Source organism: Fictibacillus phosphorivorans (assembly GCF_007673525.1).
In the GTDB taxonomy this organism is placed as follows: Bacteria; Bacillota; Bacilli; order Bacillales; family Fictibacillaceae; genus Fictibacillus; species Fictibacillus phosphorivorans_C.
On record NZ_VDZU01000001.1, the window covers coordinates 216,518 to 238,360 of the forward strand.

General features: G+C 43.4%; 19 protein-coding genes. 16 read left to right on the top strand and 3 right to left on the bottom strand.

Going from position 1 to position 21,843, the window contains the following annotated elements:
- Positions 1 to 13: 13 nt before the first annotated feature.
- From icmF to FS458_RS01040, 3 genes are all read left to right on the top strand, one after another.
- Positions 14 to 3,277 (top strand): fused isobutyryl-CoA mutase/GTPase IcmF, encoded by a 3,264-nt coding sequence (gene icmF, locus FS458_RS01030; protein ID WP_144703170.1) that lies wholly within the window; start codon positions 14 to 16, stop codon positions 3,275 to 3,277.
- Between the two features lie 634 nt (positions 3,278 to 3,911).
- Entirely contained in the window at positions 3,912 to 4,430 is a 519-nt protein-coding gene (rpoE, locus tag FS458_RS01035) for a DNA-directed RNA polymerase subunit delta (RefSeq protein ID WP_144703173.1), read from the top strand.
- Positions 4,431 to 4,868: 438 nt separating this feature from the next.
- Positions 4,869 to 6,470: a CTP synthase gene (locus FS458_RS01040; protein ID WP_144696861.1), complete on the top strand. Its 1,602-nt coding sequence runs from the start codon at positions 4,869 to 4,871 to the stop codon at positions 6,468 to 6,470.
- Between the two features lie 207 nt (positions 6,471 to 6,677).
- Here the strand turns inward: FS458_RS01040 and FS458_RS01045 are convergent, their stop codons facing one another.
- A complete protein-coding gene (locus FS458_RS01045; RefSeq protein WP_144696863.1) occupies positions 6,678 to 7,217 on the bottom strand; it encodes a DUF2529 family protein in 540 nt (179 codons plus the stop codon).
- A 167-nt stretch (positions 7,218 to 7,384) separates the two neighbouring features.
- Here FS458_RS01045 and FS458_RS01050 point away from each other — a divergent pair, with 167 nt between their 5' ends.
- The 9 genes from FS458_RS01050 (at position 7,385) to FS458_RS01090 (ending at position 16,134) form a co-directional block, all read left to right on the top strand.
- Positions 7,385 to 7,765, top strand: coding sequence for a response regulator (locus FS458_RS01050; RefSeq protein WP_171005594.1), 381 nt, complete (start codon positions 7,385 to 7,387; stop codon positions 7,763 to 7,765).
- 249 nt (positions 7,766 to 8,014) lie between these two features.
- Complete coding sequence (fba, locus tag FS458_RS01055) at positions 8,015 to 8,878, top strand: class II fructose-1,6-bisphosphate aldolase (protein ID WP_066399034.1); 864 nt, start codon at positions 8,015 to 8,017, stop codon at positions 8,876 to 8,878.
- A gap of 198 nt (positions 8,879 to 9,076) precedes the next feature.
- Positions 9,077 to 9,727 (top strand): fructose-6-phosphate aldolase, encoded by a 651-nt coding sequence (fsa, locus tag FS458_RS01060; protein ID WP_066399032.1) that lies wholly within the window; start codon positions 9,077 to 9,079, stop codon positions 9,725 to 9,727.
- Positions 9,728 to 10,210: 483 nt separating this feature from the next.
- The gene (locus FS458_RS01065) at positions 10,211 to 11,503 is read left to right on the top strand and encodes a UDP-N-acetylglucosamine 1-carboxyvinyltransferase (protein ID WP_137791147.1); all 1,293 of its coding nucleotides are present in this window, start codon (positions 10,211 to 10,213) and stop codon (positions 11,501 to 11,503) included.
- Between the two features lie 83 nt (positions 11,504 to 11,586).
- A complete protein-coding gene (gene glpX / locus FS458_RS01070; RefSeq protein WP_066244703.1) occupies positions 11,587 to 12,555 on the top strand; it encodes a class II fructose-bisphosphatase in 969 nt (322 codons plus the stop codon).
- 326 nt (positions 12,556 to 12,881) lie between these two features.
- Positions 12,882 to 14,168, top strand: coding sequence for a transcription termination factor Rho (gene rho / locus FS458_RS01075; RefSeq protein ID WP_144696865.1), 1,287 nt, complete (start codon positions 12,882 to 12,884; stop codon positions 14,166 to 14,168).
- 104 nt (positions 14,169 to 14,272) lie between these two features.
- Complete coding sequence (locus FS458_RS01080; RefSeq protein ID WP_066399025.1) at positions 14,273 to 14,518, top strand: type B 50S ribosomal protein L31; 246 nt, start codon at positions 14,273 to 14,275, stop codon at positions 14,516 to 14,518.
- Positions 14,519 to 14,736: 218 nt separating this feature from the next.
- Entirely contained in the window at positions 14,737 to 15,363 is a 627-nt protein-coding gene (locus FS458_RS01085; protein ID WP_144696868.1) for a thymidine kinase, read from the top strand.
- A gap of 300 nt (positions 15,364 to 15,663) precedes the next feature.
- Entirely contained in the window at positions 15,664 to 16,134 is a 471-nt protein-coding gene (locus FS458_RS01090; protein ID WP_066399016.1) for a hypothetical protein, read from the top strand.
- Between the two features lie 48 nt (positions 16,135 to 16,182).
- Here FS458_RS01090 and FS458_RS01095 read toward each other — a convergent pair whose 3' ends face one another.
- Positions 16,183 to 17,517, bottom strand: coding sequence for an FAD-dependent oxidoreductase (locus tag FS458_RS01095; RefSeq protein WP_144696870.1), 1,335 nt, complete (start codon positions 17,515 to 17,517; stop codon positions 16,183 to 16,185).
- Between the two features lie 153 nt (positions 17,518 to 17,670).
- Here FS458_RS01095 and FS458_RS01100 point away from each other — a divergent pair, with 153 nt between their 5' ends.
- From FS458_RS01100 to prmC, 4 genes are all read left to right on the top strand, one after another.
- A complete protein-coding gene (locus tag FS458_RS01100; protein WP_144696872.1) occupies positions 17,671 to 17,997 on the top strand; it encodes a hypothetical protein in 327 nt (108 codons plus the stop codon).
- A gap of 42 nt (positions 17,998 to 18,039) precedes the next feature.
- Entirely contained in the window at positions 18,040 to 18,684 is a 645-nt protein-coding gene (locus tag FS458_RS01105; RefSeq protein ID WP_144696874.1) for an MOSC domain-containing protein, read from the top strand.
- 145 nt (positions 18,685 to 18,829) lie between these two features.
- On the top strand, positions 18,830 to 19,903 hold the full coding sequence (prfA, locus tag FS458_RS01110; protein WP_066399006.1) for a peptide chain release factor 1: 1,074 nt from the start codon (positions 18,830 to 18,832) through the stop codon (positions 19,901 to 19,903).
- 1 nt (position 19,904) lies between these two features.
- The gene (gene prmC / locus FS458_RS01115) at positions 19,905 to 20,771 is read left to right on the top strand and encodes a peptide chain release factor N(5)-glutamine methyltransferase (protein WP_144696876.1); all 867 of its coding nucleotides are present in this window, start codon (positions 19,905 to 19,907) and stop codon (positions 20,769 to 20,771) included.
- Positions 20,772 to 20,917: 146 nt separating this feature from the next.
- Here prmC and rbsB read toward each other — a convergent pair whose 3' ends face one another.
- Entirely contained in the window at positions 20,918 to 21,838 is a 921-nt protein-coding gene (rbsB, locus tag FS458_RS01120; protein WP_144696878.1) for a ribose ABC transporter substrate-binding protein RbsB, read from the bottom strand.
- Positions 21,839 to 21,843: the final 5 nt, after the last annotated feature.

Consider the following 21,843-nt stretch of genomic DNA (forward strand, 5'->3'; position numbering starts at 1 on the left):
AAGGATGAATGAAATGACTCAGACCGATATTTACCGGCCAAAGAATCCGGTTCGATTTGTAACCGCTTCCAGTCTTTTTGATGGTCACGATGCGTCGATTAACATCATGCGAAGAATCATTCAGTCGAACGGCTGTGAGGTCATCCACCTCGGCCATAACCGTTCTGTAGATGAAGTGGTGAGTGCAGCCATTCAAGAGGACGTTCAAGGAATAGCGATCTCTTCTTATCAAGGCGGACACGTTGAATATTTTAAATACATGATCGATCTATTAAAAGAACGCGGTGCAGGACATATCAAAGTCTTTGGCGGAGGCGGAGGCGTTATTATCCCGCCTGAGATCAAGGAGCTGCATACTTATGGGGTTACACGCATCTTTTCACCGGAAGATGGAAGGTTGCTAGGACTTCAAGGCATGATTAATAAAATGGTAGAAGAGTGTGATTTTCCGACGGTTACCTCTTTAACGGATGAGATCGAAAAAGTAGTAGAAAAAGACGTTCGTTCTGTTTCGCGTTTGATCACATTAGCTGAAAACGTGAAGCAAGCACCAGAAGAAATCGCAGCAACGGCTGAACAGACGTTAAATGAATTGAAAAGTCTGCAAAAACAAGTGCCGGTTCTAGGAATCACGGGAACAGGTGGAGCGGGGAAAAGTTCATTAACTGATGAGCTCGTTCGACGCTTCTTAAACGAATGTGAAGACAAGACGATCGCGATCATCTCGATCGATCCGACAAAACAAAAGACTGGCGGAGCGCTTTTAGGTGACAGAATCCGTATGAATGCGATCTATCATCCGCGTGTGTACATGCGTTCACTTGCTACGCGTGGTTCACGTTCTGAGCTGTCTGATGCGATCAAGGATGCGATCGCAGTAACAAAAGCAGCTGGATTTGATCTGATCGTTGTTGAGACGAGCGGAATCGGCCAAGGGGACGCTGGAATCTCAGAGATCTCTGATGCTTCTCTATACGTGATGACGAGTGAGTTTGGTGCACCATCACAATTAGAGAAAATCGACATGATCGATTATGCAGATATTATCGCGATCAACAAATTCGAGCGCAAAGGCTCTGAAGATGCGCTTCGTGATGTAAAGAAGCAATATCAGCGTTCTCGCAACTGGTTTGATAGAGACTTAGATGAAATGCCTGTTTACGGAACGATCGCGAGCCAGTTTAACGATGCGGGCACGAACGTCCTTTTTTATCACCTGATGAAAGTAATTGAAGAGAAGTCAGGTATGGATTGGGGCATCCAACCTGCAGCGGAGGCGATGACCGCGAAAAAGAATGTCATCATTCCAGGTGAACGTGCTCAGTACTTGAATGAGATCGCACAAACCGTTCGTAAATACCATGAAACGGTGAACGAACAGGCGAAACTTGCTCGCAAGTCGTTCCAGATTCAAGGGACGCTTGAGACGGTAAAAGAATACGACGCAGCAGGTGAAGAAGTAGAGGCGAGTTTAAACAAAGCGCTTGAAAAAGTAGAAGAAAAACTTTTACCGACCACTTCAAAAATGCTGAAACAGTGGCCAGAGCTAAAAGAAATGTACAGCAAAAAAGAATTCGTAACGAAGATTCGTGATAAAGAAATCGTGACCGAGCTGACTACGAAAAGTCTTTCTGGTCTTAATATTCCAAAGGTTGCTCTTCCGAAGTTTGAAGACTGGGGGGACATCGTAAAGTGGATCATGAAAGAAAATGTGCCAGGTTCGTTCCCGTACACAGCGGGTGTGTTTCCTTTTAAACGTAAAGGTGAGGATCCGAAGCGTCAGTTCGCTGGTGAAGGAACGCCTGAACGTACGAACCGCCGATTCCACTATCTATCAAAAGATGACGATGCGAAGCGCTTGAGTACAGCGTTTGACTCGGTAACTCTTTACGGAGAAGACCCGAATCATCGACCGGACATCTACGGAAAAGTTGGGGAGAGCGGTGTGAGCATCTGTACGCTAAACGACATGAAGAAGCTGTATGACGGCTTTGATCTGATCGCTCCTTCTACATCTGTTTCGATGACGATCAACGGTCCAGCACCGATCATTCTCGCAATGTTCATGAACACGGCGATCGATCAGCAAGTGAAGATCTTTGCGGATACGAACGGCAGACAGCCGAATGAAACTGAGTATGACGAGATTAAGGCAAAGACGCTTGCCTCTGTTCGTGGAACGGTTCAAGCAGACATCTTAAAAGAAGATCAAGGTCAGAACACGTGTATCTTCTCTACTGAATTCGCGCTTCGTATGATGGGTGATATTCAACAGTACTTTATCGATCATCAAGTGCGTAACTATTATTCCGTTTCAATTTCTGGCTACCATATCGCAGAAGCTGGTGCGAACCCGATCACACAGCTCGCGTTTACACTCGCGAACGGGTTCACGTATGTGGAATATTACTTGAGCCGTGGAATGGATATTAACGCATTCGCGCCAAACTTATCGTTCTTCTTCTCAAACGGACTTGATCCAGAATATAGCGTAATCGGTCGTGTCGCTCGCCGAATCTGGGCAACGGTTATGCGAGATAAATACAAAGCGAACGAGCGCAGCCAGAAGCTGAAGTACCACATTCAAACATCTGGACGTTCACTTCACGCACAAGAGATTGATTTTAACGATATCCGAACGACGCTTCAAGCGTTGATGGCCCTTTATGATAACTGTAACTCGCTTCACACGAATTCGTATGACGAAGCGATCACAACACCCACAGAAGAATCCGTTCGCCGCGCGATGGCGATTCAGATGATCATTACAAAAGAGCTTGGTTTGGCTCGTAATGAGAACTCGCTTCAAGGCTCGTTCATCATCGAAGAGTTAACCGATCTCGTAGAAGAGATGGTACTTCAAGAGTTCGAGCGCATGAACACAAGAGGCGGCGTGCTTGGTGCGATGGAAACACAGTATCAGCGCGGAAAGATTCAAGAAGAATCGATGTATTATGAAATGAAAAAGCATGACGGGTCTCTACCGATCATCGGAGTGAACACATACCTCAATCCGAACACACCGTCAGAAGAAGAGTTCAATATGCAGCTGGCACGTGCGACAAAGGACGAAAAAGAACAGCAGATCCAGAATCTGAACACGTTCCAAGAGTCTAGCAAAGATCAAGCTGGTGAAGCTCTTAAACGTTTGAAAAATGTTGCCTTATCCGGCGGAAACATATTCGACGAGCTCATGCATACCGTAAAATTTGCAAGTCTCGGTCAGATCACGAGCGCGCTCTATGAAGTAGGCGGGAAGTATAGAAGAAACATGTAGTGTGAGAGAGGAGAGAGCCGCCAGTTTTAGCGGTTCTCTTTTCTTTGGGAGAGTTTTAAGAGAGTTCATTTCCGCTCTTTGTTCTATTTATAACATTCATGAAAGGTTAGAATAACTCCCATAGAAAGATCTCTTGAAATTTAGTTCGTTTAGAAGGTTTTTGTTTTTAGTTTTCATATATTCCTCCTATGCAAGTTGATTGGAGCAGAAGGTTGCGAGACTCCTGCGGGACAGGTGGGCAGTTCGAAATGTGGAAGTGGCTCGTTCGGCCCCGACAAGCAAAAGGTGAATGGGGCAGGAAGGCGCACTTTGCCTTCTTGACCATTTAACTTTTGACCTCGAGGGGCTAGCCACTGCAACTAAACAGGTGAGACACTTAAGGGCGCGAAGCGGCAAGTGGCTCACCGCCTGCCCCGCGGAAAGCGAGCAACCTGGAGCGGAAATCAACCACTTTCAAGAGCATCGAAGCTCAACCTTACACCTTTTATAAAACCTTTTATGGAAAAAAGATAGATTACTACTGGCATATACGCATGGGATTTGTTTATAATGAAGAGTATGATTCTTCTAAAGAATGAGCACAATGTGTTGATATAAATGAGTGTGGAGAAGGAAAGGAAGTGCCGATGTGGCTATGTTGAACACGTACACGAAAGAACAAGTCGTTGAAATGTCAATGGTCGAAATCGCATTTGAAATTTTGCAAAATGCTAAGCAACCTGTTCAATTCTATGATTTAGTTAAACAGATCGCTGAAATCAAAGGTTTGTCTAAAACTGCTGTGGAAAACCGAATTGCGTATTTTTACACAGATATGAATATTGACGGCCGATTCGTTTCATTAGGCGATAATAAATGGGGATTAAAAACGTGGTACCCAGTTGAAAGCTCTGAAGAGGAACTTGGTGCAACGAACAAACCAACAAAACGTAAAAAAGCGTCTGAAGATGACTATGACTTTGAAGAGGACTTCGATGATGAAGACTTTGATGAGTTAGAAGTGGAAGATGAGTTCGTTGATGAAGACGATGATCTTTCTGACGACGATGACGATGATGACGATGAAGATGAAGAATTAGAGTTCGATGAAGAAGATGAAGACTTCGACGAAGAAGACGAAGATGAAGAAGCAGATGAGGAAGAAGATCTGTAAGACTCATCGTGAGTCGTGAAAACCAGTGCCTTTGGCGCTGGTTTTTGTTTTATAGAGGGACACTCGTGGACTACTGGCCGAAACTTTTGGATTCATGCTCAAATCATGTGGATTCACGCCAAAAACATGCGGATTGGCGAGGCCGAGCTGCCATTTCACAAGCTTGTCACATGAATAAATGGTTTATCACAGATCATCTTGACATGAGCTCTATACTCGGGTAAAATTCTTTTTGGGCTATTCCTGTATCTTTTATTAAAAAGACTAATTTTATATGATATCAAAAGCAAAAGTGCCCCCTAACCATAGGGGAAGTGTCTTTTGCTTTTTATTTTTTTACGGATGAGACTGTGTAGACTTACACAGATACCTCTCCCGATAGTAGAAAAAGCGTTAAACGCACATACTTATTTTAGAAAATTTAGGGGGATTGAAAACATGGCAAAATATATTTTTGTTACAGGCGGTGTAGTTTCTTCTTTAGGAAAAGGAATCACTGCAGCATCATTAGGCCGTTTATTAAAAAACCGCGGAGTAAAAGTGACTACGCAAAAATTCGATCCTTACATCAACGTGGATCCAGGGACGATGAGCCCTTATCAGCATGGTGAAGTTTTCGTAACGGATGATGGTGCGGAAACGGATTTAGACTTAGGTCACTATGAGCGTTTTATCGACATTAACTTAAATAAATACAGCTCAGTAACGACTGGGAAAATTTATTCTACTGTTCTTAGAAAAGAGCGTCGCGGTGAATATCTTGGCGGAACAGTTCAAGTTATCCCGCATATCACGAACGAGATCAAAGAGCGTGTTTTCCGTGCTGGCCGTGAAACGAACGCAGATGTCGTGATTACAGAGATCGGCGGAACAGTTGGGGACATCGAGAGCTTACCGTTCCTAGAAGCAATCCGTCAGATCAAAAGTGATGTAGGTTCTGAAAACGTAATGTATATCCACTGTACACTGATTCCTTATATTCGTGCAGCGGGTGAACTGAAGACGAAGCCGACACAACACAGTGTTAAAGAGCTACGCAGTCTTGGTATTCAGCCGAATATCATCGTTGTTCGTACGGAGATGCCGGTTCCTCAAGAAATGAAAGATAAGATCGGTCTATTCTGCGACATCGATCCTAAAGCGGTTATCGAAGCGAGAGATGCAGATACGCTTTACCAAGTGCCGATCGATCTTCAAGAGCAGAAGATGGACGAGCTTGTTTGTAAACACCTTAAGCTTGAAACACACGAGCCGGATATGGCGGAGTGGAAAGAACTGATCAACCGTGTAACGAACTTAAAAGGAAAAGCGAAGATCGCATTAGTCGGAAAATATGTAGCGCTACAAGATGCTTATATTTCTGTTGTTGAAGCGCTTCGTCATGCTGGTTATCAATTTGATACAGATATCGAGATCGACTGGATCAACTCTGAGAACGTGACTGCTGAAAACGTGCACGAACTTCTTCAAGATGCTGATGGTATCTTAGTTCCTGGCGGATTCGGTGACAGAGGGGTAGAAGGTAAGATTCTAGCTACTCAGTATGCGCGTGAGAACAAAGTTCCTTTCTTAGGAATCTGTCTTGGTATGCAGCTTGCTTCCGTAGAGTTTGCTCGTAACGTCCTCGGACTTGATGGTGCACACTCTGCAGAACTTATGCCTGGCACACCGTTCCCGGTTATCGATCTGCTTCCTGAACAAAAGGACATCGAGGACCTCGGCGGAACACTTCGTCTTGGACTTTATCCGTGTAAGATTAAAGAAGATACAAAAGCGTTCGCTGCTTATAACGATGAAGTTGTTTACGAAAGACACCGTCACCGTTATGAGTTCAACAACGAATACCGTGAACAGATGGAAAAAGCAGGGTTCATCTTCTCAGGAACATCTCCGGATGGACGCCTTGTTGAGATCATCGAGTTAGAAGATCACCCGTGGTTTGTTGCGTCACAGTTCCACCCAGAATTCACATCACGACCAACACGCCCGCAAGCACTATTCCGCGACTTTATCGGTGCGGTAACACAATTGAAGAACTAATTCTGGCCGGTAGCTTCACTTTCTGAGTGGGAGCTGCCGGTTTTTTGCGTTTTATGTGATGTTTGTCTATTTTTATGTGATGAGCTCTAATATTTATGTGATGGATGCCGATTTTTATGTGATTAACTATGCTTTTTATGTGATTAAGTTTTTATGGCGACTAGAAATACATAATTTTAAAAGCCTGGCAGACAGCCAGGCTTCATGTTATTCATCATATTCTTCTAGAATCTCTTCCGTTGTTAAAAATAAGGCGTAATACGCGAATAAAGCGGTCAATCCAGATGGAAAACCGAGTCGTGAGCCATCATCAAGCGGTACTAATCCGCGAACGGCCTTCGTATCGATCACGATATCGGCTAATTCCTCCACATTCACAACCATTTCAGCATCTTTTCGTCGTCCGCCGATCAAAATGACGTTGCAATCAACATTTTTACGTACTTTTGAACAAAGTGCTACAGCTTTTTCGTCATCTAAGAAGCGCGAAGCCACTACTACACTATCGACCGGCAGCAGCTCAGATAACAATTCATCTGAAAAATTAGCCCCGGCGCGGAATTTATTCTCTCCAAATAGTGCTTCACTCACAACGGCTTCCATTTCGCCGAATCCCTTAAAATATACAGTTCCTTCTGACAAAACGGTCTGCGCCAGCAAACGTGAAGCTTCTTCAAGAGACTGTTCTTCTTTATCTGAGATGGATTTTAGCAACCCTGCAACTTGTGTTGAAAATATTTTTAACATGAAAAAGAACTCCTTACTTTTTTTCAAATCATCGTGTTTTTGTTTATGAATTTAGTATACTTAATTTAACAATACAAATCATCGGGAACAGCAGGAATTGGTATCCTCTGTCTCGAATGGTATAGGGACAAAATGGTTTTGTAAAGAAACTCTAGATGAGGTGAGCAATAATGAGCGGGAAAATTTTAATTGTAGACGATCAGTATGGCATCAGAATTCTTTTGAATGAAATCTTTCAAAAAGAAGGTTATAAGACGTATCAGGCAGCGAACGGTGTACAAGCTCTTTCGATTGTGGAGAAGGACCGCCCTGATCTTGTCATTTTAGATATGAAGATTCCTGGAATGGATGGCTTAGAGATCCTTCGTCGTGTAAAGAAACATGATGAGACGATTCAAGTGATCATCATGACCGCTTATGGTGAGTTGGACATGATTCATGAGGCAATGAAGCTGGGAGCTATCACTCATTTTGCAAAACCTTTTGATATTGATGAGATTCGCGCAGCTGTTAGGAAAGAACTTCCATTAAACACGCCATCATCATAAAAGATTAAGAAATGCTGGTGTGTCGCCAATGATAGCGGTTACACCCGGAAAACGTTGATGTGTTGCGGTTTTCAGGCGATATTGGTATGCTATACTAGAATGAAATATGAGCATAATGAAATGTTTAGCAAGACGCCATGAAAGGTAAACTAAAGTGGCTTCTTTTTGCTGTGTATGCGCATTTCAGCAAATATACTATACAAAAATGTAGTTGGTCTGCTCGTGCCAATATCTAAGGAGGACATTACTATGCCTTTAGTTTCAATGAAAGAAATGCTTGAAAAAGCAAAAGCGGAAAATTATGCAGTTGGTCAATTTAACTTGAACAACCTTGAGTTCACTCAAGCGATCCTTAAGGCTGCACAAGAAGAGAAATCTCCAGTAATTCTTGGTGTTTCTGAAGGTGCTGCTCGTTATATGGGCGGATTCAAGCTTGTAGTTGCTATGGTTAAAGCGCTTATCGAAGAGTACAAAGTAACTGTACCTGTAGCGATCCACCTTGACCACGGTTCTAGCTACCAAAAGTGTGCTGAAGCGATTCATGCAGGTTTCACATCTGTAATGATCGATGGATCTCACCACCCGTTAGAAGAGAATATCGCTCTTACTAAAAAAGTGGTTGAGCTTGCTCACTTCCACGGTGTTTCTGTTGAAGCAGAACTTGGCCGTATCGGTGGACAAGAAGACGATCTAGTTGTTGAAGATGCAGATGCAGCTTACGCGATCCCTTCTGAGTGTGATCAACTTGTTCGTGAGACTGGTGTTGACTGCTTCGCGCCTGCACTAGGATCTGTTCACGGACCTTACAAAGGTGAGCCGAACTTAGGATTCGACCGCATGAAAGAAGTTATGGAACTAACTGGTGTACCTCTTGTACTTCACGGTGGTACTGGTATCCCAACAAAAGATATCCAAAAAGCAATTTCTTTAGGAACTGCTAAAATCAACGTAAACACAGAAAACCAAATTGCTTCCCACAAAGCTGTTAAAGAATACATCGGATCTAACCCAGACAAATATGATCCACGTAGCTATTTAACTGCTGCTCGTGATGCGATCCAAGCTACTGTAGCTGGAAAAATGCGTGAGTTTGGTTCTTCTAACAAAGCTTAATATAACCTTTCTCATGAAACCGCCTATACATCATAGGCGGTTTCATTTACACTATAAGAGTGCAAAAACGCGAACCACGTATAGATAATAAAAGAATGACACGAAGTTTTGTAAGCGTAATCCTTCGTGTATGAAGACGAACATGTTATAAAAGAATATAAAAGATAGACATACTCAAAAAAACAGGAGTGATTATTTTTGAAATTCTTTATTGATACTGCAAACATTGATGATATTAAAGAAGCCTATGACCTGGGCATTTTGTCTGGAGTAACGACGAACCCTTCTTTAGTCGCTAAAGAAAAAGGCGTAGATTTTCATGAAAGATTAAAGGAAATCACGAGCCTTGTACCGGGTTCTGTTAGTGCTGAGGTGATCGGAACTTCTTATGAAGAAATGGTTTCAGAAGGTCGCGAACTAGCTAAGATCGCACCGAATATTACAGTAAAAGTTCCAATGACACTGGACGGATTAAAAGCGGTAAAAACGTTCTCTGATGAAAACATTAAAACAAACGTAACGCTTATTTTTAATGCAAACCAAGCATTGCTTGCAGCTCGTGCAGGTGCAACGTATGTATCACCTTTCTTAGGTCGTTTAGATGATATCGGCCAAGATGGTTTGGAGCTTATCTCACAAGTGGCACAAATTTTTGCGATTCATGAGATCCCAACAGAGATCATCGCAGCATCGATCCGCCACCCTGTTCACGTAACAGAAGCGGCATTACGAGGCGCACACATCGCAACAATTCCACCAAACGTAATCAAAGGACTAGTTAAGCACCCACTAACAGACCAAGGGATCGAAAAATTCCTAGCTGACTGGGACGCTGCGAATAGAAAGTAATTGCAAACTCTGTAGCTTTTGGAAGGGTTGATTTCCGTTACAGATGCTCGCTTTCCGTGGGGCAGGCCGTGAGCCACATTCGGACGTTTCACTCTTAAGTTTCTCACTTGCCCGCCTGTCCCACAGGAGTCTCGCATCTTACACTCCAATCAACAATCATAGAAGACAAAATTTGATAGTAACTTTCTTCTAGTTAAGCTTTTGATTTTTTAAAGCTTCTTGCAAGTTGATTGTAGCGGAAGGTTGCCGACTCCTATGGGACGAGCGATCAGGTGGAGACTCCTAAAGGCGCAACGCGGCAGGAGGCTCACCGTTCGCCCCATGGAAAGCGTGCAACCTGGAGCGGAAATCAACTACTCTCAAACGAGGTACCTGAAACACCCAAATTTTTATACATGAAAAGAAAATATTGGTAAATAATAGTACTATCTAAAAAGGTAACACAATCACAACTTTTGTGACTCTTACTGAAAGGAGTTTACCATGGAAAAACTGATGATTGAAGGGGGCTATCCTCTAGAAGGAACGGTCCATATAAGCGGAGCAAAAAATAGTGCGGTGGCTTTGATCCCCGCAACGATATTAGCAGAATCTACCGTTACCATTGAAGGTTTGCCTAACATATCAGACGTTCGTATTCTACGTGATCTGTTAGAGGAAATCGGAGGGGAAGCTTACCTGGATGAGAATCAGACTCTAACGGTTAACCCTGAAAAAATGATTGCGATGCCACTGCCGAGCGGAAAAGTGAAAAAGCTGCGTGCTTCTTACTATTTGATGGGTGCGATGCTTGGCCGTTTCAAAAAAGCGGTCATCGGATTGCCAGGAGGCTGTAATCTAGGACCACGTCCGATCGATCAGCACATTAAAGGATTTGAAGCGTTAGGCGCAAAAGTGACGAACGAGCAAGGGGCGATCTATCTTCGCGCGGACGAGCTCGTTGGTGCACGAATCTACTTGGACGTTGTTAGTGTTGGTGCGACCATCAACATCATGCTCGCAGCAGTAAGAGCAAAAGGTCAAACGATCATTGAAAACGCTGCTAAAGAACCTGAGATCATTGATGTGGCTACCCTTTTAACAAGCATGGGTGCGAAGATCAAAGGAGCAGGAACGGATGTTATTCGTATTGATGGTGTCGATGAGATGCACGGCTGCCGTCACTCGATCATTCCTGACCGCATTGAGGCAGGAACGTACATGATTTTAGCAGCATCAATGGGTCAGCAAGTATTGCTAGATAATGTTATTCCATTACACTTAGAATCTCTCATCGCTAAATTGAGAGAGATGGGTGTATATATTGAAACAAAAGATGATCAAGTGCTCGTTTATCGAGGAAAAGATCCACTGAAGAGCGTTGACATCAAAACGCTTGTCTATCCAGGGTTTCCGACGGATCTTCAGCAGCCGTTCACTTCACTTTTAACAAGCTCAGAAGGAACGAGCATCGTAACAGATACGATCTACAGCGCACGTTTTAAACATATCGACGAACTTCGTCGTATGGGAGCGAATGTGAAAGTAGAAGGACGTTCTGCTATAATAAATGGGCCAGCGAAACTTGAAGGCGCAAAAGTGAAAGCTTCTGACCTTCGTGCTGGAGCGGCGCTAGTTGTAGCGGGTCTGATGGCTGAAGGAGTTACAGAGATCTCTGGACTTGAGCACATCGATCGCGGCTATGAATCTTTAGTTGATAAGTTAAAAGGACTTGGCGCTAAAGTTTGGCGTGAGAGCTTAGGTGCAGAAGAGATGGAAGAGCTTAAGAATTCATAAGTTAAAACGAGAAATCACCATCACCTGGTGATTTTTCTTCAGGATAATTATGTAAGCGGTTAAAGTATGGGGAGGGAACAAACATGGAGAGAAGTTTATCGATGGAGCTTGTTCGTGTAACAGAAGCGGCAGCTCTTGCATCAGCACGTTGGATGGGAAGAGGAAAGAAAGACGAAGCGGATGATGCAGCCACAACTGCGATGCGTAACGTTTTTGATACGGTTCCGATGAAAGGGACAGTTGTGATCGGTGAAGGCGAGATGGATGAAGCTCCTATGCTTTATATCGGAGAAAAACTAGGGACAGGCTATGGTCCTCGCGTAGATGTTGCAGTCGATCCGTTAGAAGGAACGAACATCGTTGCATCCGGAACGTGGAACGCCTTGGCTGTTTTAGCGATCGCAGACCACGGAAACCTTCTTCACGCACCAGACATGTACATGGACAAGATCGCCGTTGGGCGTGAGAGTGTAGGGAAGATCGACATCAACGCACCTGTTATTGATAACCTACGAGCAGTAGCAGAAGCGAAGAATAAAAATATCGAAGACTTGGTAGCGGTAATCCTAGACCGACCACGTCACGAGCAGATCATCCAAGATATCCGCGAAGCGGGTGCGCGTATCAAGCTTATTTCAGATGGTGATGTAGCAGCAGCGATCAATACGGCGTTTGATGATACAGGCGTAGATATTTTATTCGGTTCAGGAGGAGCTCCTGAAGGTGTAATCGCAGCTGTTGCGTTAAAATGCCTTGGTGGAGAGCTTCAAGGAAAGCTTCTTCCACAAAACGACGAAGAATTAGAACGTTGCAAACGCATGGGTATCGACGACGTTAATCGTGTATTATACATGGACGACCTTGTAAAAGGGGACGACGCGATCTTTGCTGCGACAGGCGTTACAGACGGTGAGCTTTTAAAAGGAGTACGTTTTGACGGGTCGACGGGTACAACGCAATCTGTTGTTATGCGTGCGAAGTCAGGAACCGTACGATTTATCGATGGAAGACACAGCTTGAAGAAGAAACCAGATCTTGTGATCAAACCATAAATAACGAGTGAGGCCGGACAACTTCGTCCGGTCTTTCCGTTACAATTACATGAATTAATCTCGATTTCAGTTGCAAAAGCTCAGCATGTGTTGTAAATTCTCGTTAGAAGTCATTACTTCTGAGTTTCTGTTGCTTGATTAAAGAACGAATATGTGGTTAAAATAAGAAGTATGATTCATTAGGTTAATATTTTCTTCATACCCACTAATACCCTTAACTTTCAAAGGAACTCCTTCCATTAAAAAACCAAAACCAAACCAACATAAAAAATCCCATTTAAATCATAAACAAAAGATAGTTATTAATAGAAAAGCGTGGTGTCACTATGGGGATAGATTTAGCAACATTAGAGACAAAGAAATTAAAAGAGCTTTATGAGCTTGCCAAACAATATAATATTCAGTATTACGGTAAATTAACAAAGCGTGAATTGATGTTTTCGATTTTGAAAGCACAAGCAGAGCTTGATGGTTATTCCTTTATGGAAGGCGTATTAGAGATCATCCCGAACGAAGGATTCGGCTTCTTACGTCCGATCAACTATTCACCAAGTTCTCAAGATATCTACATCTCGGCTTCACAAATCCGTCGATTCGATCTAAGAAACGGAGATAAAGTATCAGGAAAAGTTCGTCCTCCAAAGGAAAACGAACGTTATTATGGACTTTTACAAGTGAATGCGGTTAATGGTGAGGACCCGGAAACGGCAAAGGAACGCGTGCATTTCCCTGCACTGACGGCTCTTTATCCAGAGAAGAAAATGGTTATGGAGACAACGAGCAACAACATTTCAACGCGTATCATCGACATGATGGCGCCAGTTGGTTTTGGTCAGCGTGGTCTGATCGTCGCTCCTCCAAAAGCGGGTAAGACAAGCTTACTGAAGGAAATCGCACACAGTGTGACAACGAACAACCCGCAAGTAGAACTGATCGTCTTGCTTATCGATGAGCGTCCTGAGGAAGTAACCGATATCGAACGTTCTGTAAAAGGAGACGTTGTAAGTTCAACGTTTGATGAAGTACCAGAAAACCATATTAAAGTGGCAGAGCTCGTTTTAGAGCGTGCGATGCGACTTGTTGAGCACAAAAAGGATGTTGTGATCCTGCTCGATAGCATCACTCGTCTTGCTCGTGCTTACAACCTTGTCATTCCGCCAAGCGGACGTACACTATCTGGTGGTATCGATCCTGCCGCGTTCCACCGTCCGAAGCGTTTCTTCGGTGCGGCTCGTAACATCGAAGAAGGCGGAAGCTTAACGATTTTAGCAACAGCACTCGTGGATACGGGATCTCGTATGGATGATGTTATCTACGAGGAGTTCAAAGGAACAGGAAACATGGAGCTTCACTTAGACCGCAAGCTGGCTGAGCGCCGTATTTTCCCTGCGATCGACATTCGCCGTTCAGGAACGAGAAAAGAAGAGATGCTTATCGCGAAAGATCATCTTGAGGCACTTTGGTCAATCCGTAAAACGATGGATGACTCGTTCGATTTCGTAGACAAGTTCATGAAACGCATGCGTAAAACAGAGAATAACGAAGAGTTTTTCGAGCTTTTTGAAAGTGAAAAAAAGGGAGCGCCAAAGCGAGCTAAACCCGTAACAAACTAACGAAAAAGTATGGTTGCAAATGGGTTTTGTCCCTGTTATACTATTTTTATGTGTTTATAACTCTGTCTCCGCATAGGAAACAGGGCAGAAGGAGTGGAATTAGAATGAAACAAGGAATTCATCCGAATTATAAAAAGGTTATCTTTGTTGACGCTCAAAGCGGATTTAGCTTCCTTTCAGGATCAACTTTGTCTTCAAGCGAGACAATGAAGTGGGAAGATGGTAACGAATATCCAGTAATCAAAGTGGATGTTAGTTCTGACACTCACCCGTTCTACACTGGACGTCAGAAGTTCTCTGATGTTGGTGGACGTGTTGACCGCTTTAAGAAGAAATACAACCTTAAGTAATTTGTTGCAAGTAAAAGGGCAGGAGTCTTTCTTGCCCTTTTTTCTTTTGTATTTTATAGAAAAACATTTTAAGAACTCGGTAACTGTTTTGATGGACCGGGTTTTTTATACGCCTTAAAAGGAGTCAAGTACTCCAGTAACGAACGTTTATGTATGGTAAAACATCATACATTTCGTACATACTAAGGGAAAGATTGTTGCGAAAGGGGGAGCAGGCCATGTATGTGATGAAACAAAATGGCTGGATCGAATTGATCTGCGGCAGCATGTTCTCTGGAAAATCAGAAGAACTTATTCGCCGCGTAAGAAGAGCGACGTATGCAAAGCAAAAAGTACAGGTGTTTAAGCCGCTGATCGATAACCGCTATAGCGAAGAATCGGTTGTGTCTCATAACGGAACAGCTGTTATGGCTGAACCGGTCGGACGTTCTGTGGAGATCTTAAAAAATGTATTGCCTGAAACCGAAGTCGTAGCGATCGACGAAGTGCAATTCTTTGATGAAGATATCATTCCGGTTGCTCAAGAACTAGCCGATCAAGGACTGCGTGTGATCGTGGCAGGGCTAGATCAAGACTTTAAAGGCGAGCCGTTCGGACCCGTTCCAAAGATGATGGCTCTTGCTGAACATGTGACAAAGCTTCAAGCGATCTGCATGGTTTGTGGATCACCTGCTAGCCGTACACAGCGTTTGATCGATGGCAGACCTGCTTCTTACGATGATCCAGTGATTCTAGTGGGGGCGTCCGAGTCATATGAACCGCGCTGCCGCCATTGTCATGAAGTACCAGGAAAGAAAAGAAACCTCCTATCAAGCGCAGAGGGCTTAGAAGGTCGGTTAAAATAAAGGTTTGATGCGATATTGTCCGGGAGCTAAGTGCTCTCGGGCTTTTTTTGATGTTGGTAGGACTGAGGTAGCATGCAGGTGAAGTTGAAAAATGTCGCGGCGTGTCGACTCGTGGATAAATGGCCAAAACTTGTGGATTGAACGAAAGAATTTATGGATTGAAGGCAAAAACTTTTGGATTCAAGCTCCAAATTTGTGGATTCATCGCTACCTTTGACAATCATCCACCTAGAAATGGCTATCAACTTAACATAATCACCTTCAAAACAGGAAATCCTAACGATATGGGAGGTGTTTATAGTGAAAAAGGCAATGTATGCGCCGCTTTTAGCACTATTGGTAACAACAGCATGTTCACCTATGCAGTCTTATAAAGAAGAAGGGGCTAAAATTGAGCCTGCCGCTCATGAAGATAAACGGGATATTCGGGATAACCTGTTTGGTCATGGGATTATCAATTACCACCTAACCAAAAACGAACCAAGAACCAACTATAGCTATGACACGAACATGAATCCAAATGATTATCGGACGATGAACACCACACGATTCGACCTGTCTGATGACCAGGATATGATTCGTCAGGCTGTTATTGATTCATCTGGGATCAATCCGCAGATGGTCACAATAAACGGAAATTATGCCCACATTCATGTGAACGTGCCGCATGATATGTCCAAAAAAGAACGAGCAGCGACGCATCGTAAAATTATGAACGCCGTAGAGCGAGCTGTTCCGCGATATAACTTCTCACTAAAAATCGATCATTAATATTGTGGGAAATAAAACGGGAAATGGGGTCAGACCCCATTTCCCAATTTATTTCCCAAGTCTTCGAGCTGCTTGCTGGATGGGGTCCCATGACCCGTTATACGGAGGCGCGTATGCCAGATCTAAATCTGCCAATTCCTCAACATCCATCTCATGATAAAGTGCTGTTGCAAGCACGTCGATACGTTTATCTACGCCCTCTTCACCGATGATTTGCGCACCTAGTAACTTTTCTGTTTCTTTGTGATATGTTAATTTTATTTCTAATTTCTTTGGATCAGGGTAATAACCAGCATGACTTTTTGATGTAATCTTGATCTCTGAAAAAGGAATGTTCAGTTTTTCAGCTTCTTTATTCGATAATCCTGTTTTTCCAAGTGTTAGATCCATGAATTGGATGATAGATGTACCTACGATTCCTCTAAAAGGTTTTTTCACACCAACCATGTTTAATCCGGCGATTCGGCCTTGTTTGTTTGCTGTCGTCCCCAATGGAATATGATCATTTAGTTTTTTAACTCGGTGATAATGGGTCGCACAATCACCTGCCGCGTATATACCACCCACACTCGTTTCCATCGACTCATTCACGACGATAACTCCTTGTTCATTGAGTGCTACGTCCGTTTCTTTTAAAAAGTTTGTGTTCGGTGACACACCGACAGACACGATAACAAGGTCTGTTGGATAATCTTTTTTGGCTGTTTTTACGAATTGAACGTGATCGTCGCCTTTAAAACCAAGCACTTCTTCTTCTAAACAAAGTTCGATGCCATGTTTTTCTGCCTCTTCATGAATGAATGGAGAAAAATCATGATCAAAGATATTTCCAAGCTGATTGCTGCGCTGGATGATACGTACCTTTTTACCGAGTCTTAGTACGTTTTCGGCCATTTCAAGGCCAATGTACCCTCCACCGATGATGGTTACGTTCTGAACATCTTTTAACCCGGCCATGAGTTCCTCGGCATCAGGAATCGTCTTGAGGGGATAGATGCCCTTTAGATGCAATCCTGTCCACTGTTTCGGTATGATCGGACTAACACCGGTAGCCACTAAGAGCTTATCATATGGCACCTCGAACGATTGCCCTGTCTTCGTATGTACACCAGACACTGTTTTAGAACGGATATCTATATTCTTTACCTCGTGAAACGTACGGGCATCCATGCCATATTTTTCACGGAACGTCTCAATACTGCGAGCGATAAGTTCATCAGTAGAAAGGATGAGCCCGCCTACAACATAAGGAAGTCCGCATTGTCCATAAGAATAGATACCGCCTTTTTCAAGAACCGTGATGTCGGCATCTTTTTCATTTCGAACAATCTGCATCGCGGCACTCATGCCAGCCGCATCTCCACCAATAATGCAATATTTCATCTGATCAGCTCCTTACGTCTCTCTAACCATATAGTATTCCCATTGTTCCGAAAAAAGTAACGTTACCTGTATGATGCCACAACTCTCTTCACTTTGACCAACAAGAAGTACAGAGTTAAAACGAACTATGATAGTAGAAAGAGGTGGTGGACTGTGCTAGAGATCAAATCGAACGGAACGGACTGGAACGCACCGGTTCAGCCGATTCATACACTAATAAAAAAACTTGAACAAAAGCCATTGGATCCTGTCTACGAAGGCATGGGCAATTTTATTATTAAATATAAAAATGAAAATCAGACGGACAACCCGCGTTATGTTGGCTGTACGCATTTTCTTGGACATTTTGCGACCATTCCTTATGTGTTTAACGTGATCACGAATGAAAAAGTGGTCATCGAGGAGCTGACGAAAGCGATTCGAATGAACCAAGAGCGTATTGATTATGAGCAGTTGCGCCGCAATATCTTTTCCTATTAATTTCCTTTTGTCCTGTGCTATGCTTTTCGTGAGGTGAGGGGAATGAAGGGGAATATAGCTTCGTTAAACATTAAGCTCCCAGAGAAAGTTGAGATGCTAGATAAAACGTTTTTTACAGCCTACAACAAGACGCCGCAGCAGCAACCTGTTTTTTTACATATAACACACTTTGAAGGTGACGGAGTGGGGAATACCATTCACCATGGTGGATCAGATAAAGCAGTCTGTGTGTACCCGTTTGAGCATTATGAAAAGTGGACGACTGAGCTGAATTTAGAAGTGCCTTTATCCGTACCATCTTTCGGAGAAAACCTAACAGTGAGAGGTCTTTTAGAGGATGATGTTTGTATAGGTGACTTGTTTTCAGTAGGCGAAGCGATCGTACAGATCACACAGCCTCGTCAGCCCTGTCAGACATTAGCTTCTGTTCTTTGTCGGCCAGATATGATCAAAAAGGTTGTAGATACGGGGCGTACCGGTTATTACCTTCGGGTTATAAAAGAAGGATTGGTTGCAGCAGGTGATGAGATGTTGCTGATTGAAAAACATCCTGCACACATATCTGTAACAGAATCGAATCAGATCAAGTATGGTTTTTTAAAAGATGCTGAAAAAGTTCAAAGATTGATCGAAGTGAAAGAATTGGCGGAATCGATGAGAGAGTCGCTGCAAAAACGGAAAATGTAAATATCGTCTTTAAGTTTCATGAAGGCTCTCTTTTGAAGGAAAGGGCGGCCTTTTTTATTGATTTCGTTCCTTTTTGCTTTTGACTGTAAGACCTGTAATAGTCTATAATTATAATGTTATGCATATAAAACAGAGGTGAAAAACCATGTTAGAACGTTTAGAGACGATCGAAGCAAGATATGACAAGTTAAATGAATTACTCAGTGACCCTGAGGTTATAAATGATACGAACAAGCTGCGCGATTATTCAAAAGAGCAATCTTCCCTTCAAGATACGGTAGCGGTTTACCGTGAGTATAAAGAAGCGAAAGAACAATTAGACGAAGCAAAATTAATGCTCGAAGATAAGCTTGATGCTGAAATGACAGCGATGGTAAAAGAAGAGATCTCAGGGCTTAACCAACAGATCGAAGAATTTACTGCTCAGTTAAAAATCCTATTGCTTCCAAAAGATCCGAACGACGACAAGAACGTTATCGTCGAGGTTCGTGGTGCAGCAGGTGGAGACGAGGCAGCCCTTTTCGCTGGCGACCTTTACCGTATGTACACGCGTTATGCAGAGATGCAAGGATGGAAGTCTGAAGTAATCGAAGCTTCTTACACAGAGCTTGGCGGATACAAAGAGATCATCTTTATGATCAATGGTGCTGGTGCTTATTCGAAGCTAAAATATGAAAACGGCGCACACCGTGTTCAGCGTGTCCCTTCAACAGAATCAGGCGGACGTATCCATACGTCTACAGCGACGGTGGCTGTACTTCCAGAGGCTGAGGAAGTTGAAGTTGAGATTCACGAAAAAGACGTTCGTGTTGATACGTTTACATCTTCTGGTCCAGGGGGTCAGTCTGTAAACACGACTCAATCAGCGGTTCGTTTAACACATGTTCCTACAGGTACGGTTGTATCGTGTCAGGATGAGAAATCACAGATCAAGAACAAAGAAAAAGCGATGAAGGTTCTTCGTGCGCGTGTATATGATAAGATTCAGCGCGAAATACAAAAAGAGTACGATGAAACACGTAAGAGTGCGGTTGGTTCAGGTGACCGTTCAGAGCGTATTCGTACGTACAATTTCCCGCAAAACCGTGTTACCGATCACCGTATCGGTCTAACGATTCAAAAGCTTGATCAGATCCTTCTAGGTAAGATGGATGAGTTCGTTGAAGCATTGATTACAGAAGACCAAACAAGCAAGATGAAAGCTCAGGCGGACGCGTAAAATGAGTACAAAAGTTCATGAAGCCCTCGCGTGGGCTTCTTCTTTTTTAGCTGAAAACGGACGCGAAAGTTTTGCTGCAGAAATTTTGATGAGACATGTTTTAGGGGATGTGAATCGAACAGAGATGCTCATGCGCCTACATGATGTGATGAGTGAAGAGAATGAGTCGCAACTCAAAGCGGCAGTCGCTCGTCATGTTGAAGGAGAGCCTGTTCAGTATATTACCGGTAAAGAAGAATTTTACGGTCGAACGTTCTCGGTGAACGAAGAAGTTCTCATTCCAAGACCGGAAACAGAAGAGTTGGTCGAACACACACTAACGCTTATCTCAGAATATTTCAGTGACGATGAGACCGTTGCTGTTGCAGATATTGGAACGGGAAGCGGAGCTATCTCGATCTCGTTAGCTTTAGAAAATAATCGACTGAACGTATACACGGTTGATATTGCAGAAGAATCGATCGAAGTAGCGAAAGGAAACGCAGATCGACTTGGAGCAGAGGTTACATTCCTACACGGTGACCTTTTACAGCCTTTTATTACGAACGGGAAGAAACTTGATGTTGTCGTATCAAATCCACCTTACATTCCAGATCATGAGATCGCGGTCCTTGAAACGATCGTAAAAGACCGTGAACCGATGAGAGCACTTAGTGGCGGGGAAGACGGCTATGTGTTCTATCGTCGATTTATGGAAGAGCTGCCTCTCGTTTTAAAAGAAAAAGCGATCGTAGGCTTTGAAGTAGGAGCGGGGCAGGGTGAGACGGTAGCGGGCATGCTTCGTGTCACGTTCCCTGGTGCGGATGTGTATGTAAAGGAAGACATCAGTGGCAAGGACCGCATGGTTTTCGCCATCCTCGGGAAATAAAGTGGGAAATGGGGTCTGACCCCGGGTCAGACCCCAAACAATTTACACACAATTCAAATGGCCGACTAGGTACAAGCATGTAACGCTTGCATCCAGTCGGCCATTTCTAACTTCATTCATTCTACTATTATTTCCACTCTGTTCAACTACTCTTCTTTCACCATCAACTTTAGTGGTGCTGCAATCTTCTTTTCTACTTTCTTTCCTGCTAGTACGTCGGATGCGGCTTTTACTGCAAGTTCACCGATCAGGTCAGGCTGCTGTGCAACAGTTGCTGCAAGCTTTCCTTCTTTTACAGCATTGATCGCATCTTCGTTTCCGTCAAAACCAACAACGAGCACGTCTCGACCAGAGCTGTTGATCGCTTGAAGTGCGCCTAGCGCCATCTCATCATTATGAGCGAAAACCGCTTTAATATCTGGATTTCCTTGAAGAACGTTCTCCATAACGTTTAATCCTTTTGTTCGATCAAAGTCAGCCGTTTGTTTGGCTACAACGTCTAAATTTTGATCAGCCACATTGTGGAAGCCTTTTCCGCGCTCGCGTGTTGCCGAAGCTCCAGGTACGCCTTCTAATTCAGCCACTTTTGCTCCTTCACCGAGCTTTTCTGCGATAAAGTCACCTGCCATCTGGCCGCCTTTTACATTATCAGAGGCAACAAGCGTTGCTACATCTCCTTTATCTGTTGAACGGTCTAGTGTGACAACCGGAACATCAAGGTTGTTCGCAGATTGAACAGCGGTTGAGATCGCTGCTGAATCTGTTGGATTGATTAACAGAGTATCAATGCCTTGCTGCAAAAGATCTTCTACATCGTTTACTTGTTTCGCAGAGTCATTCTGTGCATCGACAACGATCACTTCGGCACCTTGCTTTTTCGCTTCATCAATCACGCCATTTTTCATCGATACGAAGAACGGATTATTAAGGGTTGAAACGGATAAACCGATTTTAATTTTTTCTCCATCACCTTTTTTAGCCGGCTTTGCCCATGAAGGGGGCTCTAATGAACAGGCACCTAACAAGAAAACAGATAAAGACATGATGAGTATTAAAGCTTTTTTCATTCAGA